Source organism: Amycolatopsis sp. w19 (assembly GCF_051373225.1).
GTDB lineage: Bacteria > Actinomycetota > Actinomycetes > Mycobacteriales > Pseudonocardiaceae > Amycolatopsis > Amycolatopsis japonica.
In genome coordinates this window covers 267,236-282,692 of record NZ_JBPQFM010000005.1, presented here as the reverse complement: position 1 = coordinate 282,692, position 15,457 = coordinate 267,236, and the positions used below count along the sequence as shown (strand labels likewise).

At 64.3% G+C, this 15,457-nt stretch carries 16 protein-coding genes; 9 read left to right on the top strand and 7 right to left on the bottom strand.

Annotation, left to right across the window (positions count from 1 at the left end; translation table 11 throughout):
- Window positions 1-37 precede the first annotated feature (37 nt).
- The gene (locus ACSMFO_RS14160; RefSeq protein WP_436458936.1) at window positions 38-463 is read left to right on the top strand and encodes an ATP-binding protein; all 426 of its coding nucleotides are present in this window, start codon (window positions 38-40) and stop codon (window positions 461-463) included.
- On the opposite strand, the gene ACSMFO_RS14155 is transcribed toward ACSMFO_RS14160, so the two are convergent.
- Window positions 432-908, bottom strand: a complete 477-nt coding sequence (locus tag ACSMFO_RS14155; RefSeq protein ID WP_436459025.1) for a MarR family winged helix-turn-helix transcriptional regulator — start codon at window positions 906-908, stop codon at window positions 432-434. The genes ACSMFO_RS14160 and ACSMFO_RS14155 overlap by 32 nt on opposite strands.
- 55 nt (window positions 909-963) lie before the next feature.
- Between ACSMFO_RS14155 and ACSMFO_RS14150 the strand changes: the two genes are divergently transcribed.
- The gene (locus ACSMFO_RS14150; protein ID WP_038507699.1) at window positions 964-1,599 is read left to right on the top strand and encodes a nitroreductase family protein; all 636 of its coding nucleotides are present in this window, start codon (window positions 964-966) and stop codon (window positions 1,597-1,599) included.
- Here the strand turns inward: ACSMFO_RS14150 and ACSMFO_RS14145 are convergent.
- Window positions 1,577-2,233 (bottom strand): alpha/beta hydrolase, encoded by a 657-nt coding sequence (locus ACSMFO_RS14145; protein ID WP_436458935.1) that lies wholly within the window; start codon window positions 2,231-2,233, stop codon window positions 1,577-1,579. The two genes, ACSMFO_RS14150 and ACSMFO_RS14145, sit on opposite strands and share 23 nt — an antisense overlap.
- A gap of 28 nt (window positions 2,234-2,261) precedes the next feature.
- Window positions 2,262-2,930 (bottom strand): HNH endonuclease family protein, encoded by a 669-nt coding sequence (locus tag ACSMFO_RS14140; RefSeq protein WP_038507695.1) that lies wholly within the window; start codon window positions 2,928-2,930, stop codon window positions 2,262-2,264.
- A gap of 157 nt (window positions 2,931-3,087) precedes the next feature.
- On the opposite strand from ACSMFO_RS14140, the gene ACSMFO_RS14135 reads away from it, so the two are divergent.
- Window positions 3,088-4,080, top strand: a complete 993-nt coding sequence (locus tag ACSMFO_RS14135) for an SEL1-like repeat protein (protein ID WP_360125895.1) — start codon at window positions 3,088-3,090, stop codon at window positions 4,078-4,080.
- On the opposite strand, the gene ACSMFO_RS14130 is transcribed toward ACSMFO_RS14135, so the two are convergent.
- On the bottom strand, window positions 4,077-4,970 hold the full coding sequence (locus ACSMFO_RS14130; protein WP_038507691.1) for an SWIM zinc finger family protein: 894 nt from the start codon (window positions 4,968-4,970) through the stop codon (window positions 4,077-4,079). The two genes, ACSMFO_RS14135 and ACSMFO_RS14130, sit on opposite strands and share 4 nt — an antisense overlap.
- Window positions 4,971-4,974: 4 nt before the next feature.
- The gene (locus ACSMFO_RS14125; protein WP_436458934.1) at window positions 4,975-5,643 is read right to left on the bottom strand and encodes an SDR family oxidoreductase; all 669 of its coding nucleotides are present in this window, start codon (window positions 5,641-5,643) and stop codon (window positions 4,975-4,977) included.
- A 47-nt stretch (window positions 5,644-5,690) separates the two neighbouring features.
- Between ACSMFO_RS14125 and ACSMFO_RS14120 the strand changes: the two genes are divergently transcribed.
- Window positions 5,691-6,248: a TetR/AcrR family transcriptional regulator gene (locus tag ACSMFO_RS14120; RefSeq protein ID WP_436458933.1), complete on the top strand. Its 558-nt coding sequence runs from the start codon at window positions 5,691-5,693 to the stop codon at window positions 6,246-6,248.
- A 20-nt stretch (window positions 6,249-6,268) separates the two neighbouring features.
- Here ACSMFO_RS14120 and ACSMFO_RS14115 read toward each other — a convergent pair whose 3' ends face one another.
- Together ACSMFO_RS14115 and ACSMFO_RS14110 are read right to left on the bottom strand one after the other, a co-directional pair.
- Window positions 6,269-6,694 carry a very short patch repair endonuclease gene (locus tag ACSMFO_RS14115; RefSeq protein WP_360088662.1) on the bottom strand — a complete coding sequence of 142 codons (426 nt, stop codon included), beginning with the start codon at window positions 6,692-6,694 and terminating at the stop codon, window positions 6,269-6,271.
- Between the two features lie 38 nt (window positions 6,695-6,732).
- Complete coding sequence (locus tag ACSMFO_RS14110; protein WP_436458932.1) at window positions 6,733-7,839, bottom strand: DNA cytosine methyltransferase; 1,107 nt, start codon at window positions 7,837-7,839, stop codon at window positions 6,733-6,735.
- A 408-nt stretch (window positions 7,840-8,247) separates the two neighbouring features.
- On the opposite strand from ACSMFO_RS14110, the gene ACSMFO_RS14105 reads away from it, so the two are divergent.
- From ACSMFO_RS14105 to ACSMFO_RS14085, 5 genes are read left to right on the top strand one after another with little or no spacing between them, the layout of a single operon-like run.
- Complete coding sequence (locus ACSMFO_RS14105; RefSeq protein ID WP_360088656.1) at window positions 8,248-10,821, top strand: Z1 domain-containing protein; 2,574 nt, start codon at window positions 8,248-8,250, stop codon at window positions 10,819-10,821.
- The gene (locus ACSMFO_RS14100) at window positions 10,821-11,822 is read left to right on the top strand and encodes a PD-(D/E)XK motif protein (RefSeq protein WP_360088653.1); all 1,002 of its coding nucleotides are present in this window, start codon (window positions 10,821-10,823) and stop codon (window positions 11,820-11,822) included. Before ACSMFO_RS14105 ends, ACSMFO_RS14100 begins: the two co-directional genes overlap by 1 nt.
- Complete coding sequence (locus ACSMFO_RS14095) at window positions 11,819-13,804, top strand: hypothetical protein (RefSeq protein WP_360088651.1); 1,986 nt, start codon at window positions 11,819-11,821, stop codon at window positions 13,802-13,804. The genes ACSMFO_RS14100 and ACSMFO_RS14095 overlap by 4 nt, the downstream gene beginning before the upstream one ends.
- The gene (locus tag ACSMFO_RS14090; RefSeq protein WP_360088648.1) at window positions 13,801-14,700 is read left to right on the top strand and encodes a hypothetical protein; all 900 of its coding nucleotides are present in this window, start codon (window positions 13,801-13,803) and stop codon (window positions 14,698-14,700) included. Before ACSMFO_RS14095 ends, ACSMFO_RS14090 begins: the two co-directional genes overlap by 4 nt.
- Window positions 14,697-15,449: a DUF6339 family protein gene (locus ACSMFO_RS14085; protein WP_436458931.1), complete on the top strand. Its 753-nt coding sequence runs from the start codon at window positions 14,697-14,699 to the stop codon at window positions 15,447-15,449. Before ACSMFO_RS14090 ends, ACSMFO_RS14085 begins: the two co-directional genes overlap by 4 nt.
- The last annotated feature ends 8 nt before the right edge of the window (window positions 15,450-15,457 follow it).

Sequence of the window (15,457 nt, the reverse complement as noted above, 5' to 3'; positions counted from 1 at the left end):
GGATCTGGGAGTCTCTCGTGAGGGGAGGTGCGGAACCATGACGATGTCCAAGACGCGATCGGAGGGCTCGTTGCCGGTGGTCTCCCTGCCCCTGCCGGTCGATGTGACGGCCCCCGCCGTCGCGCGACAGGCCGTGCGGGCGACTCTCGGCGGCCTCGGCCTCGACGGGCCGGCGGTCGACGACGTCCTCCTGGCCACCTCCGAGCTCGTCACGAACGCCTTCGAGCACGGGGAGAAGCCGGACAGGCTCGAGGTCGAATACTCCGATGGAAGGCTCACCCTGCGGGTCTTCGACTCTGGGACGGAGCGGCCGAAGCTGAAGGAGCCGTCGCCGATGGCGGCGCGCAGCCGCGGTCTTCAGCTGGTGCACGCGTTGTCCGACGACTGGGGGCACGAGCTCTGCTCGGGCGGGAAGTACGTCTGGGCCGTGTTCAGTCTTTCTCGGGCCGACGCTTCAGCTTGAGCGCGGCGTCCGTCTCGGCGATGCGCTCGCGGAGCGATTTCCGCTCCAAGGCTTCGACGGCGGCGACCAGCACCTCCCTGAGCGGGTACGGCAGTTCGGCTTCCAGCTGGGCGGCCGCGGCGCTGGTCGCCGCCCACTCCGCTTCGAGCGTCGGCATCAGGTCGCGCGTCTTGTCGGTCAGCGAAACGATCCTCTGGCGGGCGTCGGTCCCCGGCCGGAGCGAGACGAGGTCCTGACGCGCCATCTGCGCGATGGTCTGGCTGGCCGCGGAATGGGTGACGCCGACTTCGGCGGCGAGGTCGCGGATGGGCAGCGGCCCGTGCTCGACGATCGCGCGGACGAACGGCGTGAACCGCGGCCGGTAGTCCCCCAGCCCGATGTCCTCGAAGAACGCGGAGACGTCCGCCTCGGTCACGTCGAGGACGTGCCTGAGCAAAGTGCCCATCCCTCGTTCGCGCGGCGGCCTCCCCACCAGCGGATCATAACGACATACTTCTGAGATGACGCCCGAAGAGCTGCTGACGACCACCCGGACCGTCCGCAAACGACTGGACCTGACCCGGCCGGTGCCTCTCGAACTGGTCAAACACGCCCTGCAGGTCGCGCTGCAGGCGCCGAGCGGGTCGAACACCCAGCGCTGGCACTGGCTGGTGATCACCGATCCCGGGCAGCGGGCCGAGCTCGGGAAGCTCTACCAGCGGGCGTGCCGCGAGTACCTGGATTCCCCTCGGGCGGCGGGAAAGCTGTTCGCGGACGACCCGGAGCGGTCGAAGGTGCAGCAGCGCGTCGGCTCCAGCGTCGAGTACCTCGCCGACAAGATGGGCGAAGTGCCCGTGCACGTCATCCCGTGTCTGGAGACGAACAGCGCGGACCTGCCCGCCGGGAACCAGGCCGGGCTGTGGGGGAACCTGCTGCCGGCGGTGTGGAGCTACATGCTCGCGGCGCGGGCGGTCACGCTCGGCACGGCGTGGACGACGCTGCACCTCGCGTACGAGAAGGAGGCCGCGGAGATCCTCGGCCTGCCGGAGAACGTGCACCAGGCCGCGCTCATCCCGACGGCGTTCTACACCGGCGACACCTTCAAGCCCGCCGCGCGTCAGCCGCTCGAAGACGTCATGCGGCTGGATCGCTGGTGAGGTAGGACTCCAGCCGGTCCGCCAGTTCCTTGGGGTGGCTCAAGGGCACGGAGTGGGAGCCGTCGATCTCGTCGGGCGCGAAACCGAGCCTGTCCTGGACGACCCGGCGCTGGAACTCAGGCGCGAAGAAGCGGTCTTGGCGCGCGATGAGGACCTTCGTCGGGACGTCCGGCCACTTGTCCAGCGGCCATGGCTGTCCCCATTCGGCGCTGACCTGGTTCCGGGCGTGCGAACCCGCCTCCGCGACGATGTCCGCGGGGACGCCGTTGTAGAACTGCTCTTCTTCGCTGAGGCTTTCGTCGGACTTGAAACCCGTGTTGCCCCACCAGTCCCCCGGCGATTCGCCCGGCTTCGGGACCATCGGCGTCAGCATCACGAGCAGCCGCGGTGAAAGCTTCTCGGCCACCAACGGCGCGGTGAAGCCGCCATAGGAATGGCCGAGCACGACCAGGTCCCCGCGATCGCCGATGGCGTTCACGACGGCTTCCACGTGTTCCGGGAAGCCCGCCTTTTCGTCGTCGATCGGCAGGTTCACCGCGACGACGTCGTGCCCGCGCCCGGTCAGTTCCGCCTCGAGGAGGTGGAAGTCCCAGGCGCTGCCGCCACCGCCATGGATCAGTACGAAGGTCGCCATGGCCCCAGCCAACCCGAAGCCGGGCGGATCAGCAACGACCGAGCATGTCGCTGAGCGCGCTCTTCTCCGCTGTCGTGATCGTGAGGCCGTAGTAGTGCTTCACGGTGATCCAGTCGGTGGCGTAGGTGCACCAGAACGACACGAGCGGCGGCTTCCACTGGTCCGGCGCCTTGTCGCTCTTCTCCTGGTTGACGTTGTCGGTGACGGCGAACAGCTGCGGCCGGGTCAGGTCGTTCGCGAACTGGCGCCGCTTCTCGTCGGTCCACGACTTCGCGCCGCTGACCCAGCTTTGCGCGAGCGGCACCATGTGGTCGATGTCGACGTCGGTCGGCTTCGTCCAGGTCTCGCCGTCGTAGATGCTCGTCCAGCTGCCGGAGGTCGGGGCGCAGTCGGAACCGGCCTTGACGTCCTTGCCGTCGCGTTTGAGCACGAACTCGCGGGTGTTGCAGTTGTTCCCCTGGTTGTCCCAGTGCGGGTACTTCTTGCGGTCGTAGCCGTCCATCGAACCGCGCGGGGCGACGGTGAGCTCGTCCAGTTGCTTGCGCGCGTCGGCCGCGCTCGCCGGGTTCGCGGGCTTCGGCTGCAGCGCGTCGCCCTTGCCGCTCACGAACCAGAACACCGCGAGTACGACGGCGGCGAGGGTGATCAGCAGGAGCAACCGCTGAGCAGTGGTCATCTGGCTGGTACGCGTGGCCACCGCGCGGTTCCTCTCGACGGGGGAATGGGGAGCGCCAAGTATCGCCGCGCGGGGCGCGGAAACCGGGCGCGACACGGCGATGACACCCGGTAGTTGTTGTCACATCGGGGCCCTGAGCAGCGACTACCCCAGGGACGCTGCCGGAAGGAGCGGGCTCGTGAGCGCCGAAAAACGTAAGTGGAACACCCGGGTCGACGACTATCTGAACCGGAAGGCCGCGGAACGCGGACACGTGATCGCCATGGCACGTATGGGATCCACCGCGCTGGAGCGTGGTGATCTCGACGGGGCCGAGACGTGGTTCCGCAAGGCCGCCGAGGGCGGGGACAGGGTCGCGATGGGCAACCTGGCGCATCTCCTGAACGAGCGCGGCGTGCCGGAACAGGCCGAACGCTGGTATCGCGAAGCCGCGACCGCCGGTGATTCGCATGCCATGTCGCATCTGGGAAATCTCTGCGCGCGCCGAGGGGATCGGGAGGCGGCGGAGGACTGGTGGCGCCGGGCCGCGGCCGAGGGCCGGGTCGAGGCGATGGCGGAACTCGCGCGGTCCAGGCACCGCAGTGGCGATCTCGAGGAAGCCGAGTACTGGGCGGGCGAGGCCGCCGAGGCGGGCAACGTCGAAGGCATGATCACGCTCGGCGCGGTGCTGTGCGACACCGGCCGGACGTCCGAAGCGGATCCCTGGTGGCGCAAGGCGAGCGAAGAGGCCGACGCCGCGTCGCTGATCAAACTCGGCCATCAGGCGCAGCAACGAGGCGACCTCACGCGCGCCGAAAGCTGCTTCCACGCGGCCGCGGCCGCCGGTGCCCCCGACGCCGCCGTCCGCCTCGGTCTGGTGCTGCACCGCCGCGGCGAACTCGACGCCGCCGAACGCTGGTATCTCAAGGCCGCCAAACGAGGCGACGCCGCCGCGATGACGAACCTGGGCGTGCTGGCCAACGACCGGAACGACCCCGGTGAGGCCACCGCCTGGTACCGGAAGGCCGCGGAACTCGGCAGCGTTCCCGCGTACACCAACCTCGGCAGGCTGGCCGCCGACCACGGCAACTTCCAGGAGGCCGAACACTGGTTCCGCGCGGCCGCCGACACCGGCGACCAGGCGGGCCTACGGGATCTGGAGGAGCTGTACCGCAACCGGCAGCGGTACTAGGCCTTCCAATTCCGCATCGCCGCGAACCCTTCGCGCAGCCGCTGGAGCTTGCGGCTGCGATACGGGTCCTCGCCGTCGTCGAGCCGCCACCGCTCCTCGACGCCGGCGCGGAACACCGCGAGCCCCTCGAAACCGAGGCCCGCGGTGAAGTCCGCGATGTTCACGTCGACGCGGCCGGAACCGTCGAGATCCAGCCGTAGCAACCACTCCGCGAGCTCCTTGGGCTCCGGCGGCGTGTCCGCGCAGGCTTCCGCGTACAGCGCGAGCGCGCCCGACACCTCGGAGCCGAGCACGCCGAAGGAGTCCTCGACGAAGTCCAGTGCCTCCACGACCAGCTCGATGACGCGGCACAGCAGCGGCCCGTCCATGAGTTCCCTGGCGGTGGCGAGCACCTCGCGCACCTTCTCGGTGTACGCGACCGTGCCCTGGAAGCCGACGAAACCGCGCAACCGCAACGTTCCCTCGACGTGGCGGCGCAACGCGTCGAGGTCGCCGCGGCCCGCCTTGAGCGAGAGTTTGCGGAACAGGACCGGATCTTCGTTCGCGTGCCCGACGAGCAGCTCGATCAGCTCGTCGCGGTCCAGCGTCTCGACGTACCCGCGGATGTCGGCGGCGCCGCCGTCCGCCACCCCTTCGAGGACCAGCAACCCGACTGCCACGCAGTGCTTGCAGAAGAAGCCGTCCGCCGCGTGCGGACAGGAGCACTCGCCGACCAGCTCGCCGTCGACGTTGCGCAACCGGACCGTGTAGCGGTCGGTGCCGCTGACCACGGCCGTCACCCCGCCCGCGACGTCGTCCAGTGTCTCGACCGACTCCAGGTACTTGGCGCCGCGCGCGAAGGAGACGTCACCGGCTTGCCTGCGGAGTTCGTCCTCGCTGAACCACGTCACCGGCCTATTCTGCGCCTTGGCCCGGAGGACCGAGGAACAACCCACCGCTCGCGTCGAGGACCTGCCCGGTCACCCACCGGGCGTCGTCGGAAACGAGGAACGCGACGACGTCCGCGATGTCCTCCGCGGTGCCGAGCCTTCGGTGCGCGGTGAGCGTCTTTATGGCGGCCTCCAGCTCCGGCGTGAAGATCTGGCCGTTGTCCGCGGTCCTGGTCGCGCCCGGCGCGACGACGTTGACCGTGATCCCGCGCGGTCCGAGCTGGTGGGCGAGGGTGCGGCTCATCGTCTCGAGCGCGCCCTTGGTCATCGCAAAGGACGTCTGCGCCGGGTTGGCCATCCTGGTGGCGACCGACGAGATGTTGACGATGCGGCCGCCGTCGTTCAGCGGTGCCCGCTGGATGAGGAAGTACGGCGCCTTCACGTTCACCGCCATCAGGTGGTCGAACGCTTCGGGCGTGTCGGTCCCGATCGGCCCTCCCGGTGCGGCCGCCGCGTTGTTGACCAGGATGTCCAGGCTGTCGATGCCCTCCAGGGCCTTGTCGACTCCGTCCATGGTCGACAAGTCGGCCTGCTCGCTTGAGCGCTTGATCGTTCGTATGCCGTCTTTCTCGAGCCGCCGCGCGATCGCCGCCCCGATCCCCCGCGACGCTCCGGTCACCAATGCCGTCTTCATTGCGCACCCCAGATGTTAGTGACTAACACTTTGATAGTGTCTACCACGTGAGCCTCCGAGACCGCCAGCGCGCCGAAACCCGGCTCGCTGTCCAGACGCACGCGATCCGCCTCTTCACCGACGCCGGCTACGACGCGACCACCGTCGCCGACGTCGCCGCGGCCGCCGGCGTCTCGGCGATGACGGTCTACCGGCACTTCCCGACGAAGGAGGACCTGGTCCTCTACGACGAATACGACCCCGTGACCGCTTCCGCTGTCGCTGCCGCGCCCCCTGGGCCCTTGTCTGCGCGGATCGGACACGCGCTCTCGGAGACGGCCGCTCACGGGTCTTCTTCGGAGAAGGCGTTCCTGCTGGCGCGGCTACGGCTGATGATCTCGGTGCCGGCGCTGCGGGCGCGACATCTGGACAGCCAGTACGCGACGGCCGATGCGATCGTGGCCGCCCTCGGTTGCTCTCCCGAGGAGGAGTTTCGGGTGCGGGCTACGGCTATGGCGTGCCTTGGCGCCGCTCACGTCGCGCTGCTTCGGTGGGCGGAGACGGACGGGGAGGCGGGTCTGGCGGGGTTGATCCGCGAGACGCTGACCAGCGTGTTCGGAGACTAACCGGCTTCCAGCGGGCTGGACTACCGACGCGAACGAACTACGTCCGCGATACGAGTCGCCGCCTCGACAGGGTCCTCATGCTCCCAGACCCTGACAGCTGTCCATCCGGCTTCAGCCAACACACGATCGGTTTCCCCATCGCGTTCACGGTTTCGGACGACCTTATCGGCCCAGTAACCGGCATTGGTGGCGGCCACGGTGTGATGCACCGGGCAGCCGTGCCAAAAACATCCGTCGACGAAAACAGCCACGCGAGCGGACCTAAAGACCAGATCGGCCGTTCTCCTGAATTCGGGCAATGGCCTCACAGAGACGCGGTAACGCAGTCCCATGGCGTGAACAGCGCGACGAACCGCCATCTCAGGCTTCGTGTCACGCCCCTTGTTGGACTGCATACTCTTACGAACAGCCGGACTCGAGGCCGAAGTCGGTCTTTGCCAGTTCACTCTCACCTCCCGAACGGCACCACTACGACCGGCCGAGATCAGGAGCCCTGAAGCCCCTCGGCGATATGAAGCGCCAGGGCCTCGGCCAACTCGACAGGTACGGCGTTACCGATTTGCCGAGCGATCTCCAGCTTCGTACCGCACCACTTGAAGGTGTCCGGAAACCCCTGAAGCCGGGCAGCCTCATGATGGGTCAGAGCCCGATGCTCCTCTGGATGGAGGTAGCGCCCCTTCTCGGGCTTGAAGAACTCGGTTCGGATCGTGACCGATGGCTTCTCCCAGATCAGGCGTCCCATGACATCCCCGGAACCGGTCTTGTGCTTGATCCAGCAGGGAGCCTGCAGCTCTTCACGAAGATCGAACCTGTTACCCCCGTAAGGGATGTCGCGAAACCGCTTGCGAGACATCTGCTCGTAGCGCCTAGTGATGTGTAGCTCCTCGGCGCTGTAACCACCGGGAACAAGCACGCCGAAGACTTCGCACGTTCGTTCGGCCGGCAGGTTCACCTTGCTCCAGTGAACTCTGGCCTTTAGATCGCCCACGGCGTCCTTGACGGTCCTCCAAGCCTCGGTCGCCAACTGTGTCGTCGGCAGCAGAACCTGGTCCAGGTCCTTACGCGTACCGATCACGATCGCACGTTTACGCAGCTGAGCAGCCCCATAGTCGGTCGCTCGGAGAATCCCATAGTCCAATCGATAGTCGGCCAACGAGCCGTGTTCTTTGGTCTCGTCGCGGAGTGCTTCGAACTGGCGGCTCTTCAGGAACCGATCGACGTTCTCGAGGAGGAAGACCTTCGGTTTCACTTTCACGAGCGTGTCGACGTAACGTTCCCAGAGGTCGTTACGTTCGTCGTCATCGCGTTTGGCACCCAAATTGGAAAAGCCCTGGCATGGCGGCCCTCCGACCACGACGTCGGCCTCAGGGAGGTCACCCTGGACCCATTCTGCGATGTCTCCCCAGTAGACATGGTCTTCGCCGAAGTTGGTCGCGTAGGTCGCAGCCGCATAGAGGTCCTTCTCCACCGCCGCGACAGGAGCGAACCTTCCGGACTGACGAAAGCCCAAGGACAGTCCTCCGCAACCGGCGAACAGGTCGATCACCTTCAGGTGCGAACCTTCGACGCGCCGCGTCCGGCGTTCGGGCATCGAACTCCTACACCTTTCGTAAGCCAACGGTCGCCAAACGGACCGATGCGCAGCTCGATCCGATGATCGAACGGATGTTCCGATGCTAGCCGGCCGAAGGCCAAGAAGCCAGTAACCGGCCCCGAGCCGCGTCGCATGCTATCGGCGTCACAGAAGGTGGCTTCAGCCCGGCGCGCTCAGCATCCGACGCGGCAGCAGGTGTGAACACCTTCCGTAACACAACAGGCGATTCGGGCGATCTTCATGGTCACCGAGCGTGCATCGGAGTAACCGTCGTACATCCGATCGAAGGCATGCCGATCCACCGTCCTACTGATCGAGGGCCATCGCCCTACCTTGGTAGCAGGTGAGTCGAATGCCCTCGTGCTCCTCGATGCGGGTGCCAGTGAGACACACGGAGGGGAATCTGTGACGAACACGTTCGAGCAGCAGTACGCGGTCTTTCTCAACCTCGTCGACTCGGGGACGCCCGAGGAGGCCATCAAGCAGATGCAGCTGGTAGGGGCGACCGAAGATCTACTGCAGCAGATCATCTCGCGACACGAGAACGAGATGATCCGGATCAAGGAGCGTGAGGAACCACGCTCGGTGGTCCTCGGTAACAGGTTCACCTGGTACACAGGACCCCGGCCGAAGGACAAATGCTGGCCATCGGTCTGCTCCATCCTGAAGAAGTCCGGCTGGCAGGACGACTCGATCGACGACCTCGATGGAGCATCGACCAAGGTCGTCTCGTTGCTCAGCCACCCGAAGGAGCGAACCTTCTCGACTCGTGGGCTCGTCGTGGGCTACGTACAGTCGGGCAAGACCACGAACTTCACGGCCGTCATGGCCAAGGCCGCAGACCGCGGCTACAAGTTGTTCATCGTACTCGCCGGAATTCACAATGGCCTTCGCCGCCAGACTCAACGAAGGCTTGTGCAGCAACTTGTCGAGCAGAACCCGTCACGGTGGATGCAGCTCACGGATCCGGACAGGGACTTCTCCCCTCCCGCCAACGCCGCGGCCTACTTCGCCAAGACCAACAAGCAGCACGTGCTGTGCGTCATCAAAAAGAACCCACGTGTGCTCCGTAAGTTCAGTGCCTGGTTGGAGTCGGCTTCGGAGTACCTCACCGACTGCCCTGCGCTGATCATCGACGATGAGGCCGATCAGGCGACTGTGGCGACCAATACGATCAACCCACTGATCTGCGGAATTCTCGATCGATTGCCGAAGTCCGCATACGTCGGCTACACCGCCACACCGTTCGCCAACCTGCTCATCGATCCATCGGCCAAAGATCTCTACCCAAAGCACTTCATCGTGAATCTTCCGCAACCCAAGGGTCACTTCGGCACTGAGGTCTTGTTCGGGCGAGACCCCTTGGACGGTGAAGATCCTGGAGACGTGCCTGACGGGTACGACATGATCCGTGACGTCCCGGACGACGAAATAGCACTTGTACGACCATCTTCACGCGCCGACGCCGACGGTTTCGTGCCGACGATAACGGGCAGCCTGAGAGAGTCGGTGCTGTACTTCTGGCTATCGACGGCCGCACGAAAAGTTCGCGGCACGGGCAATGAACACTCGACGATGCTGATCCACACCAGCGTCAAGACGTCGGTGCACAACAGCTTTCACCGACCTCTGGAGATCTTCCGCCGCGACACCGCCACGGAGTTGCAGGCGAACGACCCGACGCTCCTCAATGAGTTGCGGACACTTTGGAACGAAGAGATCGCCCGCGTCGACGCGGGCGATCTGGGCGAGACAAGGGTCGAGTTCGACGATCTCGCCGCTTTCCTGCCGAACGTGCTGCAAACCTGCAAGATAATCATGGACAACTCCAGCAGCAAGGATCGCCTCGACTACGAGCGAGGGCCGATCGTCGCAATCGCGGTGGGCGGTAACACGTTGTCGCGGGGGCTTACGTTGGAGGGACTCGCAGTCAGCTACTTCGTGAGAGCCGTATCCGCTTACGACACGCTCTTGCAGATGGGCCGCTGGTTCGGCTATCGCAACGGCTACGCGGACCTGCCTCGGATCTGGATGACCTCCGAGCTTCAAGGGTGGTTCCGTCACATTGCAACGGTCGAGAGTGAAATGCGTCGCGACATCGATGTGTACATGATCGAAGACAAGGACCCGATGACGTTCGCCGTTCGTCTTCGGATGCACCCAGCCTTGCGTGTCACAGCTGCGGCGAAGATGACCGACGCGGTCAGGGCCGCCTCGGCCTACGGAGGCCAGCGCGTCCAAACCAGATACTTCAATACCGCGGCACCGTGGCTCATCGAAAATCAGGCCGCCGCTCAAGCTCTCGTCGCGCGAGCAAGAGAAGAGGGCGCGGAGGGCGAGGACCGCCTGTCCGATGGTCGCTACCTATTACGAGGCGTGTCCCATGAGGCCGTTGTCGACTTTCTTGAGAATTACAGATTCCATGAAAAATCCCAGGAGTGCGACAGTGGACTCCTGGTCTCGTACATCGAGAAACGCGTGCAACTCGCGTCCGCATTGACCAAGTGGAACGTGGCGATCATCGGCAACCCCACGAAGCCCGATGACGACGACGTGTTCGAGTTCGCTCCTGGGATCGCCGTGAAGCGGGTCGTGCGCGCTCGACTCAAGGAGACCGCGAGCACCGATGTCGCAGACATCAAGACCCTCATGAGCCGACGAGACGCAGCAGTCGATCTGGACACAAGTCAGGTGCAAGGCGAACTGACCGAAGCGCGGATCAAAGAACTGCGTCGAGAGCAGGCATCCCGAGTAGGTCTGATCGCTCTATACCCGATAGACAAGGACTCCGTGCCCAGTGCAAAGAGGGACAAGCGTGCGCCGATGGAGGCAGAAGAGCACGTCATCGGAGTCGGCCTGGTCTTCCCTGAGCCCAAGGGCGGCGACACTTCGATCGAGTGGAACTACGTCAGCGCAGATCTGTCCAAGGTGGAGATCGAAGAAGAAGACCTGAGCGCTCTAGAGCTTGAGGACGTCTGATGGCATCTTCGCTCCGTGAGGTATTGGACGAGCATTGGCGGCGGCTTGAATCGACCGTGCCATCGTCCACGAGTCATCTCCGCACCTCCGAATTGCCGTCGGTGTCCGAGTTGGGAAGGCTCTTGGCCGCAGTGGACCATGACGGGCTTCGTCACCTGCTCGTACCGCTCGCGGCTCGCCAGCGGGTACGGCGTGGATCGACCGGAGCCGTACTGAACCTGCGAGAACGCGCTTTGGAGGACGACGACACCTATGGCCGATACGCCGACCTCTGTTGCTCACGTCTTGACCTGAACGATGTGTTCACCGGCCTCTGTGGCGATGTCCTGACAGTCGTCGAAGACAACCCTTCGAGACCACTCAAGGCCCTGTATCTAGTCGTCGACCGCTGGCGTGCGCTGTTTCAAAGCACCGGCCCGACTCTGAACAGCGAACAGCTCGCAGGCCTGTTCGGTGAGCTCACTGTCCTTCGGCGACTACTAGAACTGAATCCCGCGGCCACTGAGCATTGGACGGGGCCTTCCGGACATCGTCATGACTTCGTTTTCGCCCCATCTGCCATTGAAGTCAAAGCATCGACGGCGACCGAGGGAAGACGAGTCCGCATCCATGGGGCAGATCAACTCGAGTGCCCGCTCGACGGACGATTGGACCTCGTCTGGATACGCCTGGAAAGAGTCCAGGATGGCGGCGTGAGGCTGGTCGAGCTGGTCGAGCACCTCCGGAGGCTGTCGGACGACGAGAACGGCTTCCTGTTGAAGCTCGCGCAAATCGGCTACCGCCCTGCGGACATCGACCTCTACAGGGAGGTCAGATTCGTAGTCCGCGAAGAACTCTGGTTCGAGGTCGGCCAGGCCTTCCCCCGGCTTACGCCCACAGATCTCCCAGTGGACATCGTCGATGTCCAGTACTCGATCGACCTCGCGTCCGAGCCACCACACCCGATCAAAGAAGCCGACCTTGATCGCCACTTGAACGACATCACGCAGGAGGTCAGGTGACGGACGTATCCTGGTCCTCTCAGCCGTATCCACCCGAGGGCGCGAGCGCGGCAGAGGGCATCCGTAATCAGCTCGGTCGCCCCGAACTCGACCTGCTGACGATCCTGGTACGGGAATCGGCGCAGAACAGTTGGGATGCCCGGCTGGGTGACACGACGGTCGACTATCGGATCGATCTCGATACGCTCGGCGCTGCGCGGGCGCCGATCTGGCGTGATCTCCTCCTACGCGGAGCCCCGACCAAGGAACAACTTCCACTCAGATCGTCCCTGCAAACTGGGGCGATCCGCATTCTCACCGTGTCGGACCGTGGCACAGGCGGGCTCGGCGGCCCGACACGAGCCGACAGCGCAGTGGCAGAGAACCATGACTTCGTGTCCTTCATTCGCAACATCGGCGAGCCTCGCGACACCGATCTCGGCGGCGGTACCTACGGATTCGGCAAGGGAATCTTTTACCTTATGGCGAAATCGGGGACCGTGTTGATCCACACCCGATGCCGCGTCGACGACGGCTTCGAAACACGCCTGATCGGCTGCGCTCTTTGGAAGAGTTACATCGTCGGAGAGGGACGTTCGGGGCGACGATACACAGGGCGCCATTGGTGGGGAGATAGAACAAGCGATCTCGTTGAGCCAATTCGAGGCGACGACGCCGAGGATCTGGCCGCTAGATTGGGCCTGAGACCGTTCGCTCCCGATGAAACGGGAACGTCCGTCATAATCTTGGATCCGGACCTAGACGAACGTGCACCCTTGGAAGTCGCGACCTACCTGGCCAACACCATACTTTGGAACCTTTGGCCGAAAATGCTGTCCAAGGAGGATGCCCCATCGCCGATGAAGTTCTCAGTTTTCTGCGAGGGAACCCAGGTCCCGGTACCGGACCCACGCGAGACACGGCCGGTGGACCTCTTCGTGGCAGCCTACGAAGCAATGGAATCCCCCATAGGAGAGGAGGTACATTCTCGTCGACCCACGCGACTCTTGGGCCGACTCGGGGTCGAGAAGCGCTTCATGCTGCCGGTCGAACCCGACCCTGCCGGCAAGGCCATGGGCCTCGAAACCACCGTGCACCATATCTGCCTAATGCGAACAGCGGAACTGGTCGTCTGTTATCACGCTGGGCCGAAGCCTCCGGCCGAACAGGTTTCATACGCCGGCGTGTTTCGTGTCGATCCGGAGTTGGACTCGGTCTTCGCAGACGCCGAACCTCCGACTCACGACGCCTGGCGTTGGCAGTCGCTCGAGGGACCTGCCAGGACCCTCGTGCGGCAGACATTCACGAAGCTCAAAGAAAGAATGGACATACTCGTCGGGGTCAATGACGGAGTACGTGGTGGTTCAGCCGAAGTACCCCTCGGAGCTGCGAGCAGAACATTTGCTTCTCTGGTAGCAGGTGCGTGGGGTATCGGTGGTGGCACCGACTTCGCTCGCGCACGGCGGGAAAGGCCACGCGTGACTCCGCCTCCGGATCTGTCCGAGCCTCCAGACACCGGAACGTGGGAACCGACCGTCGGGCACGTCCCAGACTCCATGCCTTCTTCGTTCGGGAGTATGCCTTTCCCATCACATGGTGGGAGCGATTCTGAAGCGCCCTCATACCCGCCCTTGCCGCCCGCACGGCCATTCCTCAAACGAAGGCGTCTGCGACTGGAGTACCTTGACGAGCCGTACTTCGATGTGAGGCGCGGCCATGTTGTTCTCATTCAGGCATTTCGCGCCCCGGAACCCGGCCCACAACGAATCCGGGCACGGCTCGCCATCGCACTCCCCGGCACAGTCGGGCGTGAGACCGATCCGCCGAAGGATGCCGCCCAGCCGGAGCTCTTCGGCTGGGAAGACGAATCGGGCGCATTGAACCTAAACACCGAGAACATGATCGAAGGTGGCGATCATGTATGGCGCCTCATAGTGCTTCCGGCGCCTGACACCATGACCGATATCGATCTCATTGTCGACCCTGGCGACGGTGCTCAATGAGTCGCCGCGCCTTCCCCTACCGGACACCACCAGAGGATGTCGTCAAAGCGGAGGAATGGACGCTCCGGATCGACGACGGTCAGATTGACCTGCCGGAGTCATTGCCGGATTGGGACTATCAAATGCAGCTCGATCTTCGTCGGACGGTCCGTATCGACCTGGACCTACTTCAGTCCTCCACGGGGCTTCCGACGACCGCGTCGCTGGCACTCGTGGTCGTGTGGGCCGCCACCGGTTCCAGCCTGCGCGCGCCTGCAACCCGCGTCCCTTTGACCGGCACTGGGATTCGCTCGCTCGATCTCGCGATCGACCTGGACGGCAGAAACCTGGGCGGTCTCTTGACCCTCGACACAATCCTCGTACTGGCCGACTTCTGCTCGGACGGGACGCCGGCCGCACCTCGGCGAGCAGGATCGGTGTTGTGGAGTGACAGGCATGAGGTCAGGCTCCAAGGCGACGCGCCACAGTTCCCCATTGCCATAGTCGACTTCGCCAAGACGAGCTTTCCCGAAGAAGCGGCGTGGCACGTCCAGGTGGTCGGTAACCTCGAAACGGCAACCATGGGCGCGCTCCTTCTGCTAGTGAACGAGAAGAACGCAGTAGCTGTGAAGGCCTTTCAGAACGCTGCGGCCCCTCGCCCCATCGACCGTGTCATCCTGTCCGCCGTCTATGCCGACGTCGCAAGGACGATGATCGAACATGCGTTGCTGTCTCCGGATTTCGACCATGAAGTCGACTTCGACGATGAAAGCCTGGGGGCGACCCTGCAGAACTTGATCAACCGTCTGTTCCCGAACGTGACGATCGATCACCTGCGTCGGCGGCGCGAACAGTCACCGGGCCTTTTCTCATCCGAGGTACAGGCCGCTGTCAAGATCTTCGAGGACGTCCGATGAGTCTCTTGTATCCGCGCCTTCTCTCGGCACAGGCGAAAGAACTTCATCGGGAGTACCAGACGCTCTCCATCGACGCCCTGCGCTCGCGTGTCGCCTTCCAACACGAGTCCGCAGTGTTCGCTGCGACCGGCGGGAACCGCGCAAGACAGCCTGATCTCGAACGGGTCCGGGCAATCGTCATGGAGCTCGCGAAGCGCGCCGGCTATCCGGATGAGCCAACGCAAGAGCGCCGTGCGGCTTTCGACCTGGATCTCGCTGTCGTCCTTCATCGTGAGGCAGGCATGGTTCCCGCAGAAGCGGCCGCCGGCGACATCTGGGCCTTTCTGGCCCTAGTCGTCATGCCGGACGTCGCATACTGGCGTTACCCTGAGCCTCCAGGGGATCGCGTCTTGGCGACAGACCTCACCCGGCACGTCTTCGGTCGGCTCTGGTGGCGGGCGCAACTCGTGCACGAACCTGGCGAACCGGAGCCCTACGCCGCGCTCGGCATTCTCGGCGAGGCGGCGTTCGACCAGATCTATGCACGTCGCAAGGCCCTCGGCGGAAGCCCTTATTTAGTGAAGGGCATCTTGAAGGTCTGGAAGGATCTCGACAGAAATGGACTAGCCGAGCGCGACCTGCTGCGAGACTTCCTCAAGCGGTTGCTACGCCTCGCACCGTTCATGGCCTTCGACGCGCTCGATGAACGGCAGTTGAATGCCGAGCTATGGCGAACAGCTCGCGATTCGGTGCGCGCTTTGACCGGATGAAGCAGGTG